We start from the raw sequence: 14,123 nt of genomic DNA, 5'->3' as shown, positions 1-14,123 counted from the left end.
CGCGCCGCCCGAAACCGCGCTGCTTGTCGTTGTGGGCGCGCTGCCCGAGACCCGCCGTGCTCCCGGCTTCCGTGGTGTTTGAAGTGGGCTGCTGACTTTCCGCGATCCGCTGGTCACTCAAGCCGCGAGGGGGTAGTATCCAAGCGGATACGTTGGAGGTGGGATGATCTCTTCCCCGGTGGAGGGAGCGTTCGGCGACCTGCTGCCCGAGCAGGGTGCGGTGCCCGAGGGGCCGACGCCCGACGTCACGTTCTGGGCGGAGCGTGGCGGCCTGCTGCTCAAACAGGCCAGACACGCGGCCAACATGAACCAGAAGGCGCTGGCCGGCATGAGCGGCACGTCGCGGACGACGTTGTCGGCCTACGAGCACGGCCGGAAGTCGCCCACGCTCGAAACGGCCGGGCGCATCCTCGACGCCGCCGGGTTCCGGCTGGTGCTGGAGGCCAAGGTCGAGTTCACCACCTGCCAGGGGGCCGACGGCCGCCCGTTCCACGTGCCCAACCGGCTGCCGCGCCTGCCGGCATTGCGGGCCCTGGCTGCCATCCGCCTTGGCGACAGGGCCTATGACCTGGCCGATCGCGGGGATCGCCGGGACGCCTACGTCGTGCTGTTGCGGGAAGGGACTCAGCGGGAGCTGCTCGAGCATCTCGACGGGCTGCTGCTGGTGGAGCTCTGGGATGAGCTGGTGCTTCCTGAGCCCGTACGGGCCGGGTGGCAGCCGTTGGTGGAGCTCGCCCGGCCGTACAAAAGGGACTAGCGAGACAAGAAGGATCTGTCTGGTGTTTTCGGGGGCCTATTCGAGCTGTGTATCATGCGCGACGGCCCGTATACGTAATACTCTCAGCGACGAGCAGCCGGGTATATCCGGCTCGTCTCCTGTCTTCCCATTTCCGGCGAGCACCTGGATACGCTGACATTATGACCGCCCGTGGCCGACGCCAACCGACACATGTGCTGGCTAACGCATCTTTCCGCCGGCTCTGGACGGCGATGTCGGTGTGCAGCCTCGGCGACTGGCTGAACATCCTGGCACTGACCGCCCTGGCAGGAAACCTGACCCAGGGCGACTACCGCACGCAGTCGCTGGCCGTCGGCGGTGTCTTCATCGCCAAGATGTTGCCCGCCGTCCTGCTCGGACCCCTCGCGGGAGCGTTCGCCGACCGCTTCGACCGGCGGGTGACGATGTTCACCTCCGACCTGGCCCGGTTCGCCGTGGTGCTGTCGATCCCGCTGGTCGGCAGCTATCAATGGATCATCGTCGCGACGATCCTGGTCGAGTGCGTCAACCTGTTCTGGGTCCCGGCCAAGGACGCCACGGTCCCCAACCTGGTGCCGAAGGAGCAGCTCGAATCGGCCAACCAGCTCAACCTGCTGGTCACCTACGGCAGCGCGCCGGTCGCCGCGATCCTGTTCACGGCGCTGTCCGTGGTGGGCGACGTGCTGAAGAACGCCGTGCCGTTCCTGTCCGGCATGGACCCCACCGGGCCGGCGCTGATCGTCAACGCCTGCGCGTACCTGGTGTCCGCGTTCCTGATCTTCACGCTGCGCGGCATCCCCAAGCGTGACGGCGCCATCTCCACCCCGTCGGTGCTCAAGCAGATCGTCGAAGGCTGGCGGTTCGTGGGCGCCAACCGGTTGGTGCGCGGTCTGATCATCGGCATGCTGGGGGCGTTCGCGGCGGGCGGCGCGGTCGTGGGCGTCGCGAAGATCTACGTGGGCGCGCTCGGCGGCGGCGACGCGGCCTACGGCGTGGTGTTCGCCGCGGTCTTCGTCGGCATGGCGCTGGGCATGTTCTTCGGCCTCCGGCTGCTGCGCGAGCTGTCGCGGCGCCGGTTGTTCGGTCTGGCGATCACCGTGGCGGGCGTGGTGCTGATCGCGATCGCGATCATCCACAACCTGGTGATCGTGGTCATGCTGACCGTGCTGCTCGGGGCGTGCGCGGGCATCGCGTGGATCATCGGCTACACGCTCATCGGCCTCGAGGTCGAAGACTCGATGCGGGGGCGGACGTTCTCGTTCCTGCAGTCGACCGCGCGGGTGACGCTGCTGTTCGTGGTGGCGGTGGCCAACCCGCTGGCCGCGCTCGTCGGCGCGCACCCGCTGAGGCTGGGCGAGGTGGTCTACCGGTTCGACGGCACCAACCTGGTGCTGGTGGTCGGTGGCGTGCTCGCGACGGTCGTCGGCCTGCTGGCGCTGCGCCACATGGACGACAGGAAGGGTGTCTCGCTCTCCGAGGACCTGATCGCGGCGGTGCGCGGCGAGCGGCCGAAGTCGGAGACGGCGGAGCAGGTGCCGGGGCTGTTCGTGGCGTTCGAGGGCGGTGAGGGGTCGGGTAAGACGACCCAGTCGCGACTGCTCGCCATCTGGCTGCGCGATCAGGGCTTCGACGTCGTACAGACCCGTGAGCCCGGCTCGACCAAGGTCGGCATGCGGCTGCGCGCGATCCTCCTCGACGCGGCCGAACGCGGGCTCTCGGCGCGCGCAGAGGCGCTGCTGTACGCCGCAGACCGGGCCGAACACGTCGAGAAGGTCATCAGACCGGCCCTCTACCGCGGCTCGCTGGTGATCTCCGACCGCTACGTGGACTCGTCGCTGGCCTACCAGGGAGCGGGACGGGCGCTCGACCCCGAGGACGTCTCCAAGGTCAACGCCTGGGCCACGGGTGGGCTGGTCCCGCATCTCACGGTGCTGATCGACACGCCGCCCCAGGTGGGGCTGACCAGACTGGGCGGCGCGGCGGACCGGATCGAGTCCGAGCCGCTGGAGTTCCACGAGCGGGTGCGCAAGGAGTTCAGGGCGCTGGCCGCCGCCGACCCCGACCGCTACCTGGTGGTCGACGGGATGCTGCCGCCCGAGCAGATCACCCGGCTGATCCAGGACCGGGTGCACGAGCTCCTACCCGATCCGGTGCCGCAGGAGTCCGAGGACATCACGGGCACGATGCCCGCCATCCGCGACTAGCCTTGTCGGGTGAGCGTCTTCGATGACCTCGTCGGTCAGGACCAGGCGGTGGCCGTGCTGTCCCGCGCGGCCGCGGCGGCAGGCGATGCCGTGCGGGGTGGTCGCGGCGCGGGCATGACGCACGCCTGGCTGTTCACCGGCCCGCCCGGGTCGGGCCGGGAGGAGACCGCGCGGGCGTTCGCGGCGGCGCTGCTCTGCCCGGACGGCGGCTGTGGTCACTGCGACCAGTGCCACCAGGTGCTGATCGGCTCACACCCCGACCTCGAGACGGTACGCCCCCAGGGCCTGTCCTACAGCGTCAAGCAGACGCGCGAGCTCATCCTGCGGGCGGCGGGCGCGCCCACGCAGGGCCGCTGGCGGGTCATCCTGTTCGAGGACGCCGACCGGGCCACGGAGTCGGCGGCGAACGCCCTGCTCAAGGCCATCGAGGAGCCGCCTCCCCGTACGGTCTGGCTGCTGTGCGCGCCCGCCGCCGACGACATGATGATCACCATCCGATCGCGCTGCCGGGTGATCACCCTGGCCACCCCCGCCACGGAGGCGGTCGCCCACGTGCTGGCCACCCGCGACAGCGTGCCCTGGGAGACCGCCCGCTTCGCCGCCCGCGCCTCTCAGGGGCACATCAGCCGGGCTCGGGCACTGGCCCTGGACGAGAACGTACGGCGGCGCCGGGAGGCCGTCCTGGCCATCCCTCGCTCGCTGTCCGGGGTCGGCGATTGCGTCTCGGCGGCCGAACGCCTGGTCAAAACGGCCGAAGAAGAGGCCGCGGCGGCGACGGCCGCGCTCAACGAGACCGAGACCACCGAGCTGCGCAAGATCTACGGCGAGGGGTCCACGGGCAAGGGCCTCAACCGTGGGTTGGTGCGAGGCGGCGCGGGGGCGTTGAAGGAGCTGGAGGACCGGCAGAAGTCGCGGGCCACGCGCATCAAACGCGACTCGCTCGACGCGGCGCTGCTGGAGCTGGTGTCGTTCTATCGGGACGTCCTGGCCATGCAGTTCGCGGCCGGGGTGGAGCTGGCCAACGACGACCTCCGCTTCGAGCTCGACCAGCTGGCCAAGCTGTCGACGCCGGAGGAGACGTTGCGGCGGATCGATGCGATCATGCGATGCCGCGAACGCCTCGACGCCAACGTCAACCCGCAGATCGCGGTCGAGGCGATGATGCTCTCCCTCCGGTCCGCCGCGTAGCGGGTTCTTTCCCGCCGGGTGACCCTCGCCGGTCCGCCGCGTAGCGGGTTCTTTCCGGTGACCCTCGCGGAAGTTGGTCATGTGGCAGGAGCAGCAGATGAGGCCCTTGAGCGTCTCTGTAATGTGAAAGTCGAGCAGCTTTCCCCACCAGAGCCCTTGATACGAGAACGCGTCGATGTCGCGGCGATCTTCGCTGAGCATCACGTGGGTCTCGTGCGGCTGGCGCTCGTCATGGTCGGTGACCAGGCGACCGCCGAAGACGTCGTCCAGGAGGCGTTCACACGCACCCACGCCAGCCGCTGGAGGCTGCGAGATCCGGACAAGGCGCTGGCCTATGTGCGTTCCGCGGTGTTCAACGGCTGCCGGTCCGTGATGCGGAGGCGGGCGATCGCGTTCCGCCGCGCCGTGCCGTACGAACCGCCTGTCTGGTCCGCGGAGAGCGCCGTCCTGGTGAGCGAGGAGCGCCGCGAGGTGCTGCTGGCCCTGCGCGAGCTGCCGAGCAGGCAGCGCGAGGCGCTGACGTTGCGTTACTACCTAGATCTGTCCGACCAGGAGATCGCCGAGACCATGGGCATCAGCGGGGGCACCGCCAGATCAACGATCGCACGAGGGCTCGCTGCTCTCGGCCGAGCACTTGAGGAGGGTTCATGAACAGCCCTGTGGAAGAACGTCTACGTGCGGCCCTCACTGAGGCGGGTGCCACGGTCGATCCCAGCACGCTGCGGCCGCTCAAATCACTCGACCGGCGCCGTCGCGTCGATTTCCGCCTGCTTGCTGTGGCTGGGGTTACGGTGGTGCTCGCGGGGGCGGCGACCGTGGCCGCACTCACGTCTGCCGGCGACGAGCAGCGCGCGGTGGCGGCCAACCCGCCGATCAGCGAGAAGGGGCCGCAGGAGGTCCGTCTCTTCCTGTGCTCCACCGGGTCGAAGAGCCCCGATTGCGCGGGCAGCGCCACTGCCGAGCAGGTGGCGGCACTACAGGCGACTCTGAGCGAGCGGCCGGACGTAGAGTGGTTGTCTTTCGAAGATCAGGCGACGGCCTACAAGAGTTTTCGTCAGCACTACGCAGGCAACAACGCGGTTCTAGACGGGGTCGAGATGAGCGACATGTTCGCGTCGTTCCGGGTCAAGCTCAAGCCCGGAGCCGACGTGGATGCGCTGATCCAAAAGGCGAAGGCGACAGGCGGGGTGGTCAACGCCTCACGTACATCGCTGAACGCCCTGACGGGGGCCGCCGAGCCGCCGAAGATGGAGGTTACGGTCTTCCTATGTGGGGATCATTCGTCCATGCCAGCGTGCGGCGCCGTCGTCACTCGGGGACCGTCAAAGAAAGTTCAGATGATCAGCAGAGAGGGAAAAAGGATCACGCCGGCCCAGCAGAGAGCCGTTGCGACGGCGATCGACCGGATGCCAGACGTCGCATCAGTACATTTCGAAGATCAGCAAGAGGCGTACGAAAACTTCCGCCGTTCCTATGCCGGCAACAAGGCTCTCGTCCAGGCAACGAAGCCATCCGACATGCCCATCTCGTTCCGTCTGGCGATGAAGCCGGCTTCCCATGGGGACGCGATGATCGACAAGCTGCGCCGCATGCCCGGCGTCGCGCAAGTCGTCGACCAGAGGTGCATGAGCGAACAGCTGGAGATCTATACGCGTTATGGGATCTCACAGCCTGGAGGCAGCAAGATGTGCGCTACAAAGACGCGGTAGTGCCGTTCCGGGGCGCCTGAGGGTGCCGCAGGGATCTGGTGATGGGGTCCTCACGCCGTACGCGTAGACACACGTAATGTGGCAACCGAAGGCCGTAAGAACCCCCGAGGCCGTCAGGAGGCGAGCACGAGCCCATGGGAATGATCATGGCCGTGAGCTTCACCCGCTACGGGCGGCTCTACTACCTCGATCCCGGTGGCCACACCCCCAAGGTGGGCGACAAGGTGCTGGTCCCGACCGAATCGGGTCCTGAGGTGGCGGAGTGCGTGTGGGCGCCGCAATATTCGAGTGAAGACATCGACGGAATGCCGGTGTGCGCGGGCATAGCGGGAGAGGAACACCTCTCCCGCGACGAGACCAACAAGCGCCGCAGGGCCGAGGCCCGCAGCGTGTCCAAGCGGTTGATCAAACGGCACGAGTTGCCGATGAAGGTGGTGGGCGTCGACTACCTCGACCAGGACAACGTCTACACGGTTTACTTTTCCGCTCCGCATCGGGTCGACTTCCGCGCGCTGGTCCGAGACCTGGCCCGCAACCTGCGGGCCCGGGTGGAGCTGCGGCAGATCGGCCCGCGTGACGAGGCGCGCCTACAGGGTGGCATCGGCCCATGCGGCCGCGACCTGTGCTGCGCCACGTTCCTCAAGGACTTCGAGCCGGTCTCCGTGCGCATGGCCAAGGACCAGGACCTCCCGGTCAATCCCTTGCGCATCGCCGGGGCGTGTGGGCGGCTGATGTGCTGTCTCAAGTACGAGCATCCGCTCTATGTCGAGACCCGCAACCGGATGCCGCGTACGGGCAGTCGGGTGAGCACGCCGCAGGGGGAGGGGAGTGTCCTGGGGCATAACGTCCCGGCGGACACGGTGACGGTGCGTCTGGACGATGGTGGACGGCGCTGTGCGTGCCCTTCCGCCTCGGTGTGCTCGCCACGGCAGCAGCACGACAAGATGTACGGCGAGGAGGGCGGCACGTCGTCTCCTGGCGGATAGCGGCGGGTAGCCGGCGGGCACGACGCGGGAAGTTCACGGGCGGTGCTCGTGAACTTCGTGCCGGTCTGCCGCGCCCTTGTGCTCCTCAGCTGTGCTCCTTGACTGGGCCGCGTTTCGGGCAAGGGGGTCGGAGAGGCAAACCTGACCCGTATGCGGAGAGGCACGCCTGGCACGTATGCGGCGCGGCGCCTGGCACGTATGCGGCGCCGGGGCTGGTCTGGCCCGTATGCGGCGCGGGCTGATGCCATCCGCAGGCGGGAGGGAGATGGGGCACGCGTAAGATTCGGAGCGTGTGGGTTCGAGCACTGACCGTCGTCGCCGCGACTGTGTTGTTCGCCTCCGCCTGTGCCGGGACGAGGGCGCCGGCGGACGGGCTGAGCTGGTCTGACTGTGGTGACGGGTTCGACTGCGCGAAGCTGTCGGTGCCGCTCGACTACGGTCAGCCGAATGGCGAGCACATCAAGATCAGTGTGGTCCGACTGCCGGCCACCGGCGACCGAATCGGGTCTCTCGTGGTCAACCCAGGCGGTCCAGGAAGTTCCGGGGTCACGTATGCGCGAGCCGCTCGATCGATCGTGAGCGAGGAGGTGCGCGAACGGTTCGACGTCGTAGGGTTCGATCCACGCGGTGTGGGTGAGTCGTCGCCGATCGAGTGTCTGAGTGACTCGCGGCTCGACGCGTTCATCGCCCTGGACACCACCCCCGACACGTCGCAGGAACGGGCCGCGCTCGAGCAGGGCTCGCGCGAGTTCGCGAAGGGCTGCGAGGCCGGGTCAGGCCGACTGCTGCCGCATGTGGGCACCGTCGACGCCGCGCGGGACATGGACGGGCTGCGCCAGGCACTCGGCGACCAGAAACTGACCTATATCGGCAAGTCCTACGGCACCTTCCTGGGCGCTGTTTATGCGGACATGTTCCCCAGCAAGGTCCGAGCCCTCGTGCTCGACGGCGCTCTCGACCCGGCCACCTCCCGGCTGAAGCTCAACGCCGACCAGGCCATGGGCTTCGAACGCGCCCTCCGCGCCTACCTGGAGTCCTGCCTGGCGGAGGGCGACTGCCCGTTCCGCAGCCGTACCGTCGACGGCGCTCTGGCCGAGGTGACCGAGCTCCTGCACCGTACAGACGCCCGTCCATTGCCGGCCGACGGGCGCCAAGCCGGCGAGTCGCTCGCCACCCTCGGCGCCCTGACGCCGCTCTACGACCGTGGCTCCTGGCCAGAACTAACCGAAACGTTCCGCCAGGCCCTGAACGGCGACGGCAGATTGCTCCTCCGCAACGCCGACCAACTGATCGACAGACACGCCAACGGCGCCTATTCCAACCAGACCGAGGCCAACATGGCCATCAACTGCGTAGACGGCGCCTATCCCAAGGACGTCTCCGCATACGCGGCCGCAGCGACGGAAGCGGAACACCAGGCACCTAGGTTCGGCTCCTATCTCATGTGGAGCTCGCTCCCCTGCGCCTTCTGGCCCGCCAAGCCGACACTCACAAACCGCTCACTCACTGCCAAAGGCGCCGCCCCGATCCTGGTCATCGGCACCGAACGCGACCCGGCCACCCCGTACTCATGGGCGCAGGCCCTGGCGAGCGAACTGAACTCGGGCGTGTTCCTCGGCTATGACGGTGACGGTCACACGGCGTACTTCAACGGCTCGACATGTGTGGACGACGCGGTGGACCACTACCTGCTGACGGGCACACCACCAGAGGACGGAACAGTCTGTCCGGGCATCGGCTGATCGGGGGAGCAAGAACCCCTTGGGCTCCTGTAGACTCGTTCACGCTGTACGGCACGCCGCCTTAGCTCAGTCGGCCAGAGCACTTCACTCGTAATGAAGGGGTCTCGGGTTCGAATCCCGAAGGCGGCTCCAGGTCAAAGGCCCCTCGCGATGATCGCGGGGGGCCTTTTGCTAACACTCCTGCTAACAGGAGCATCGTGCCGGGCCCTTGTATGGCCTATGAGATCCTCTGCCATGCCTGTAACCAATGAATGGCTGGCTGGTCCGTCACCAACCAAGCGCCTGGATAGAGAACTGCTGGAAGAGCGCATCCTGAACCTGCTCTCATCGCAGAACATGTGTGTCCTGGCGACGTCTGGGGCTGACGGGCCGCTGGCGACCCCCGTGCGTTACTTCCACCTGGGCTTCGCGCTCATGTTCACGGCGGTGCCCACGTCTCCCAAGATGCGGAACGTAGCCGCAGACCCCAGGGTCTCGATCGGTATATTCGCCCCGCTGGTGGGACAGGCCAGCAGCCGAGGCGCCCAGGTCTTCGGACGAGCCCGCGTTCTTGGGATCGATGATCCGGAGTTCTCGCACTACTGGCCCGCGTTCAGGTGGCAGTCGGATCATGTGGAGCGTTCGCGCCCGCTCGACGAACCGCCGTCCGGCCCGCTGACCGTTGTCGAAGCTGATCGGATTGTCTATACAGAACACTGGCTTCGACGAAGCGGGTATGCACCGCGTCAGCTCTGGAAGCGGCAGGCGGACTGAGGCTGATAGCGAGAAGGCTCATGTGATCTACGAGGGACCTCCTACGGCTGCCGTTGCTCCTAATCTGCGGTTTCGAGGGAGTTGGCGAAGATATCGGCAGCGGCTGCTTCCGCGGAGCGGATCATGCGGGCATAGACCCGGAGGGTGATCGCGGGGTCGGCATGGCCGAGGCGGGCCGCGACGACGTGTACGGGAACGCCGGCCAGGACCAACACGGTCGTGTGGACATGGCGTAGGTCGCGCAGACGGATCATCGGTAGTGGTCGGGGGCGGTACCTTCAGAGTATGCATGCGGTGGCGCACGAGATCATGCCGGTTTTCGATCGCCTGGCGGAAGCCGTGCATTCTCACGGAGCATGCTCCTCGTGAGCCGGGCACCCGTTCTGTTGTTCCTTCATCGGGCCTGGCCTAGCAGGATGCGAAGCCACAGCCGTTCAGCCTCGGGGGCGCGCAGCCAGTCGGATTGGTGCTCGACCACGCAGTCCGAGCGGTAGAGGCGCCGGATGAAGTGCAGGCCGCCTGCCTGGCACAGCTCGTACACGATGTGCTGGCACTCGCAGGTGTGATCGCGCACTCGTACCCGATCGCAACGGGGATCGGGCTTCTGCCAGGTGAGCCGCTCATAGCCTGCTTGAGGTACGGCCGGATGGACCCCGTGGTACGGATCGTCGAGATCGCCAAGGTCCGTCACGGGTTCACCCTCGTGTTCCGAGAAAGCTGAAAAGCGATCTCGTGTTGCCATTGCAGCTCTCGGACGAGCGCGGCGTCGTCGTCACCGCTCACTGTCTGGGCCATCCCGGCACCGATCTGGTCATCACTCAGGGCCATCCCACGTCGCGTGGCATACCAGCTTCCGGGGCCCGTGTCGGTCGCACCGCGCCAGATCACCCAGTTCGGGTATTGGGTTGCCAGATCCTGAAGCGTCATGAGGCCAGCCGATCAAGGTAGGGTCAACGTACATCCGAATGTAGCTACATACGTACGTAGGCGCAATCGAAGGTGCGTACAGTGCTACGTAGCTTCGAGGTCATGGCCATTGACCCCAGCGCCGACCGCCCGGTCTACAAGCAACTCGCCGACCTGATCCGGGCACGCATCGAAGGAGGAGACCTGCGCCCCGGGCAGAGACTCCCCGCCGAGAGCGACTACGTGGCCGAGTTCGGCATCTCCCGCGACTCGGTCCGTCGAGCCATGGCCGTACTCAGGGGAGAGGGACTCATCATCACCGAGCTACGCGGCTCACGCGTCCGAGACGCAGGCGAAGCCGTCACCGTCCAGATAACCCCAGGAACCCACGTCACGGCGCGCATGCCCACCGAGCCCGAACGCAAGCAACTCGGCGTAGCCGAAGGCGTGCCCATCCTGGTCATCACCGACCCAGACGGAGAATCCCGCCTACTCCCCGCAGACCGGACCATCGTCAAGGCCGGCGACGAAGCGTAAACCTCAAGGCCGTTCGATCATCAGGCGTTGTCCGAGACACCGAGGCGGGCAGCAATCGCGCAGGTCGGGACGTTATGACCATGATCGGATGAGTACTTTCTTCACGGTATTCAAGCCGCCGCCCGTTGGGCGGCGGGCGGTCGGCGGTACGCGCCCGGGCGTGCGGCCTCTCCGGGCCGGTCCCGCCCGCGACCGCCGCCGCACATCGGAACGGCGCACGAGAGACGTACGGCAGGCTGAACCAGCGCCACCGGCGGCGCTGCGGTCCGCTCATCCCGACAACAGGCGCACGACGGTTAGCGATCAGGTTATTGAGCCAGATTGAGGCTTGGCTGAGCAGGCTATTGGGCCACTCCCGTAGGGCTCGACCAGGCTGTTGAGCCAGGTCACGACGTGTGCGTATCGCCTGGAATTGGTCATCCGCGTCCATGATCCTGCTGTTGATCCCTTCAACGGGGTTCCGGAGGATGGCGATGATGGCGCGGAGGTCGGTCTACGTGATCGACATTGCCAAAGGTGGCGGGGGCGGGACGGGTGCGGAAGACTGCCACGATGGCTGCTGAGTACGCCCAGAGTGACCAGTTCCGTGGTGCCCGCATCCACCTGTGCGACCTTGCCGGTCTCGAGATCCGCGATTGCGAGGTCAGCGGTCTGAAGATCGTCGACTGCTATGGGAGCGACGTCTACCTCGGTGGCGACTTCGAGCGTCTCGTCGTCAACGACGTCGACGTGACCGCCTACGTCGAGGCCGAGCTCGACCGGCGGCACCCCACGCGGGTGCTGGCGCGTGACGCCGCGTCCTGCGTCGACTACCGGGCTGCTTGGGATGCCATCGAGACGCAATGGGAGGCGACGCTCGACCGCGCCAGGCTCCTGCCCGAGGCCAAGCTGCACGAGCAGGTCAACGGCGAGTGGTCGTTCGTCCAGACCCAACGGCACCTGCTGATGGCCGGCGATGCCTGGCTTGGTAATGCCGTGCTCGAGGAGGATGCGCCGTACCACCCGTTGGGCCTTCCTCACGGCGGGATGCCGCCCGACGCGACGGCGAAGCTCGGTCTCACCCTCGAAGCCACTCCGACGCTCGACGAAGTGCTCGCGCCGCGGCTTGCCCGCATGGCCACGATGCGGCGTGTCGTCGACGGGCTCACCGAGGCCGAGCTCGATCGGGTATGCGGTCGCAGGCCGGCGGACCCGTATCCCGACCAGGAGTACGTCGTGCGCCGCTGCCTCAAGGTGGTGCTGAAGGAAGAGGCCGAGCATCACCGTTATGCGGTGCGTGACCTCGCCGTGCTCGAGGCCGGTGCCTGAACTGGCGCCGACCCGGCCGGAAATGACTTCCAACCCCATTTGGCTGCGCGGCGGCTGTTTATCATTCATCGCCAGCAATTCTCTGATTCGGAAGCCAAGCCGCTCATACAGCCGGTTCGCGGCCACGCGATCCAGCGGAAGGTGAGACCAACGGTGGCTTCTCGGGCCAGTCGGAGAGCGTGTCCGGGTTAGCGCGGCAGCGACGTCCTGGGATCTCGCCGTAGCGTCCACGTCTTCGATATGGGCGGAGGAACGCCCCCACAGAGCGGTTCGGTGTGGACTGGCAGGCTGGCCTTGCCGTCTTGCCGGGACGTGGGTCTTACCGCCGCTCGTATTGCTCGATCGTGATCGTACGACTACTGTCTGTGACGGTATGCCAAGGGCGAGGAGGCTTGACGATGCGATGGCCGTTGCGCGTATGCGTTCTCGCCACGCTGTCGTTCGCCGCCTTAACCGCCTGTGCCGGACGGATCGGCGGCGAGAAGGGCCGGGCGTCGGATCCGCAGTGCTTTATGGAGATTTTGCATGAAGGGATGAGCATCTCGTCAGCTGGGATCGGCGCGACCCTGAAGTACTGGTGCGAAGTGCCGCCCATTCGACATCGGATATCCGTCCGGATACAGCTCCGGGATACCAACGGCCGATGGGTGACCATGGACGAACGGGGGGACCGCACGGTTCCGCCGGCGACGCCGAAGACGCTGACTGCGACCGCGCTCTGCTTTCCAGGTCTATGGCGTGCAAGAGGTACAGCCGTCGGCGCGACAAGGGGTGCCGATGGCAGAGTGAAGGAGTTCGAACCCGCGCAGAAAGACAGCCCCGAACGATTGGTGAGCGCCAATGACTGCGAACGCCACTGAACCGTGCGGATCTCGAACGGCAGCACTGCGGCATGCGGTTGACGTGCTGCGACTATGCCTGCTCGGCCGAGCCCGTAAGGGCGTCCTCGGCTACGCACCCAGCGGAACAGGGCGAGGTGGTCTGGCCCTGTACGCGTCCAGATGGAAGTCGCTGCCGCGGGCCGTCGTCGAAATATGGCGTCCCCGTATCGACACGGCGCCGACGGCGGATCAATGGGTGTTGAGCAGGGAAGCCGATGGTTGGGCGCTCCGGCCGGAAGGGGAGATCGGCCCTGCCGTGTACTTCACCACGGACATCCCCACTGATGATCAGAACGCGGCATTCGACTGGGCCGGTCGAGTAACGCCTGACGTCGCGCAAAAGGCTATCCACTACGTCGGGCCGCCGCCGCTTTGAAGGCCCGGCTCTCATTCGTCCCCTCCAGGCGGCGTTAAACGAAGCGCTCATGTAGGAGCCGAGGCCACCGGCTGCGGTGGCACAGCCCGGGGTGCGCGTCAATCGAAGAGGTCCCGACCACCGTGGTGAGCGCACCCCTTCAGAATGCGGTGTCGAAGGCTGAGGTCAGGGCCTGGCGCATGAGGGTGGGGAGGTCCTGCTGGCCGTCTCCTTCCGCCCAGCGGATAAGCGCGACATGGATGACCGCCAAACATGCGGCAGTCGTGCTGCGGATACGGAATTCCAGGTCAGGGTCGGTGGTGCCGGCGCAGAGTGCGTCGACGACGGCGATCTCCGTGGCGTACTGGCTGTCCAGATGACGGGCCTGTAGGGCAGGTGTGGAGATCATCAGGTTGAGGCGGGCGAGCAGGAGGTCCCGGTCGGCGTTGACGGCCATGGCGGCGGTCTGCACCAGGGCCCGGCCGATCCGCTGACGTAGTGGCTCCTCCTGCTGTTGTGCCGCCAGCGCCGCCGCGGTCTCCCGGTCGAACTCGTCGTAGAGCACCAGGTCCTCTTTGGTGGCGAAGTGCCGGTACAAGGTCATCGCGGATATCCCGGCCGCCTGCGCGACGTCGTTGATCGTGGTCGCGTCGTAGCCCCGCGCCATGAACAGACGTACTGCGTGCGCCTGGAGCGTGCGCCGGGTCTCTGCCCGGCGCCGCTCACGCAGGCTTGCCGTCTCTCCTGTCACCTGATAGAACCTACCATGCTGATAGTTACTAACAAGTTTGCGGGGT

Annotated in this window: 15 protein-coding genes and 1 tRNA gene; 12 read left to right on the top strand and 4 right to left on the bottom strand. The window is 66.8% G+C overall.

Going from position 1 to position 14,123, the window contains the following annotated elements; all coding sequences use genetic code 11:
- Positions 1–163: 163 nt before the first annotated feature.
- The 9 genes from ACIBO2_RS17730 (at position 164) to ACIBO2_RS17690 (ending at position 9,339) form a co-directional block, all read left to right on the top strand.
- Positions 164–757: a helix-turn-helix transcriptional regulator gene (locus ACIBO2_RS17730; RefSeq protein WP_358533728.1), complete on the top strand. Its 594-nt coding sequence runs from the start codon at positions 164–166 to the stop codon at positions 755–757.
- A 161-nt stretch (positions 758–918) separates the two neighbouring features.
- Positions 919–2,961 carry a dTMP kinase gene (tmk, locus tag ACIBO2_RS17725; protein WP_397297904.1) on the top strand — a complete coding sequence of 681 codons (2,043 nt, stop codon included), beginning with the start codon at positions 919–921 and terminating at the stop codon, positions 2,959–2,961.
- Positions 2,962–2,970: 9 nt separating this feature from the next.
- The gene (locus tag ACIBO2_RS17720; RefSeq protein WP_358533721.1) at positions 2,971–4,149 is read left to right on the top strand and encodes a DNA polymerase III subunit delta'; all 1,179 of its coding nucleotides are present in this window, start codon (positions 2,971–2,973) and stop codon (positions 4,147–4,149) included.
- 123 nt (positions 4,150–4,272) lie between these two features.
- Complete coding sequence (locus tag ACIBO2_RS17715; RefSeq protein ID WP_357653870.1) at positions 4,273–4,800, top strand: SigE family RNA polymerase sigma factor; 528 nt, start codon at positions 4,273–4,275, stop codon at positions 4,798–4,800.
- Complete coding sequence (locus tag ACIBO2_RS17710; RefSeq protein WP_397297901.1) at positions 4,797–5,858, top strand: permease-like cell division protein FtsX; 1,062 nt, start codon at positions 4,797–4,799, stop codon at positions 5,856–5,858. The genes ACIBO2_RS17715 and ACIBO2_RS17710 overlap by 4 nt, the downstream gene beginning before the upstream one ends.
- 134 nt (positions 5,859–5,992) lie before the next feature.
- Complete coding sequence (locus tag ACIBO2_RS17705) at positions 5,993–6,844, top strand: stage 0 sporulation family protein (RefSeq protein ID WP_397297899.1); 852 nt, start codon at positions 5,993–5,995, stop codon at positions 6,842–6,844.
- 290 nt (positions 6,845–7,134) lie between these two features.
- Positions 7,135–8,586, top strand: coding sequence for an alpha/beta hydrolase (locus ACIBO2_RS17700; protein ID WP_397297897.1), 1,452 nt, complete (start codon positions 7,135–7,137; stop codon positions 8,584–8,586).
- 55 nt (positions 8,587–8,641) lie between these two features.
- A tRNA-Thr gene (locus ACIBO2_RS17695) sits at positions 8,642–8,718 on the top strand.
- A 102-nt stretch (positions 8,719–8,820) separates the two neighbouring features.
- On the top strand, positions 8,821–9,339 hold the full coding sequence (locus tag ACIBO2_RS17690; protein ID WP_358533713.1) for a pyridoxamine 5'-phosphate oxidase family protein: 519 nt from the start codon (positions 8,821–8,823) through the stop codon (positions 9,337–9,339).
- A gap of 59 nt (positions 9,340–9,398) precedes the next feature.
- On the opposite strand, the gene ACIBO2_RS17685 is transcribed toward ACIBO2_RS17690, so the two are convergent.
- The 3 genes from ACIBO2_RS17685 to ACIBO2_RS17675 form a co-directional block, all read right to left on the bottom strand.
- Positions 9,399–9,593, bottom strand: a complete 195-nt coding sequence (locus ACIBO2_RS17685) for a tyrosine-type recombinase/integrase (protein ID WP_358533710.1) — start codon at positions 9,591–9,593, stop codon at positions 9,399–9,401.
- 140 nt (positions 9,594–9,733) lie between these two features.
- Positions 9,734–10,030: a hypothetical protein gene (locus tag ACIBO2_RS17680; RefSeq protein WP_397297895.1), complete on the bottom strand. Its 297-nt coding sequence runs from the start codon at positions 10,028–10,030 to the stop codon at positions 9,734–9,736.
- Positions 10,027–10,266, bottom strand: a complete 240-nt coding sequence (locus ACIBO2_RS17675; RefSeq protein WP_358533704.1) for a hypothetical protein — start codon at positions 10,264–10,266, stop codon at positions 10,027–10,029. The genes ACIBO2_RS17680 and ACIBO2_RS17675 overlap by 4 nt, the downstream gene beginning before the upstream one ends.
- Positions 10,267–10,368: 102 nt before the next feature.
- Here ACIBO2_RS17675 and ACIBO2_RS17670 point away from each other — a divergent pair, with 102 nt between their 5' ends.
- The 3 genes from ACIBO2_RS17670 (at position 10,369) to ACIBO2_RS17660 (ending at position 12,950) form a co-directional block, all read left to right on the top strand.
- Positions 10,369–10,782 carry a winged helix-turn-helix domain-containing protein gene (locus ACIBO2_RS17670; RefSeq protein WP_358533702.1) on the top strand — a complete coding sequence of 138 codons (414 nt, stop codon included), beginning with the start codon at positions 10,369–10,371 and terminating at the stop codon, positions 10,780–10,782.
- A gap of 552 nt (positions 10,783–11,334) precedes the next feature.
- Complete coding sequence (locus ACIBO2_RS17665; protein ID WP_358533699.1) at positions 11,335–12,090, top strand: DinB family protein; 756 nt, start codon at positions 11,335–11,337, stop codon at positions 12,088–12,090.
- Positions 12,091–12,488: 398 nt separating this feature from the next.
- Positions 12,489–12,950 carry a hypothetical protein gene (locus tag ACIBO2_RS17660; RefSeq protein ID WP_358533696.1) on the top strand — a complete coding sequence of 154 codons (462 nt, stop codon included), beginning with the start codon at positions 12,489–12,491 and terminating at the stop codon, positions 12,948–12,950.
- A 536-nt stretch (positions 12,951–13,486) separates the two neighbouring features.
- On the opposite strand, the gene ACIBO2_RS17655 is transcribed toward ACIBO2_RS17660, so the two are convergent.
- Positions 13,487–14,077, bottom strand: coding sequence for a TetR family transcriptional regulator (locus ACIBO2_RS17655; protein WP_358533693.1), 591 nt, complete (start codon positions 14,075–14,077; stop codon positions 13,487–13,489).
- Positions 14,078–14,123: the final 46 nt, after the last annotated feature.

It is taken from the genome of Nonomuraea sp. NPDC050022 (assembly GCF_044460705.1).
In the GTDB taxonomy this organism is placed as follows: Bacteria; Actinomycetota; Actinomycetes; order Streptosporangiales; family Streptosporangiaceae; genus Nonomuraea.
This window is presented reverse-complemented; position numbering and strand designations above follow the sequence as displayed.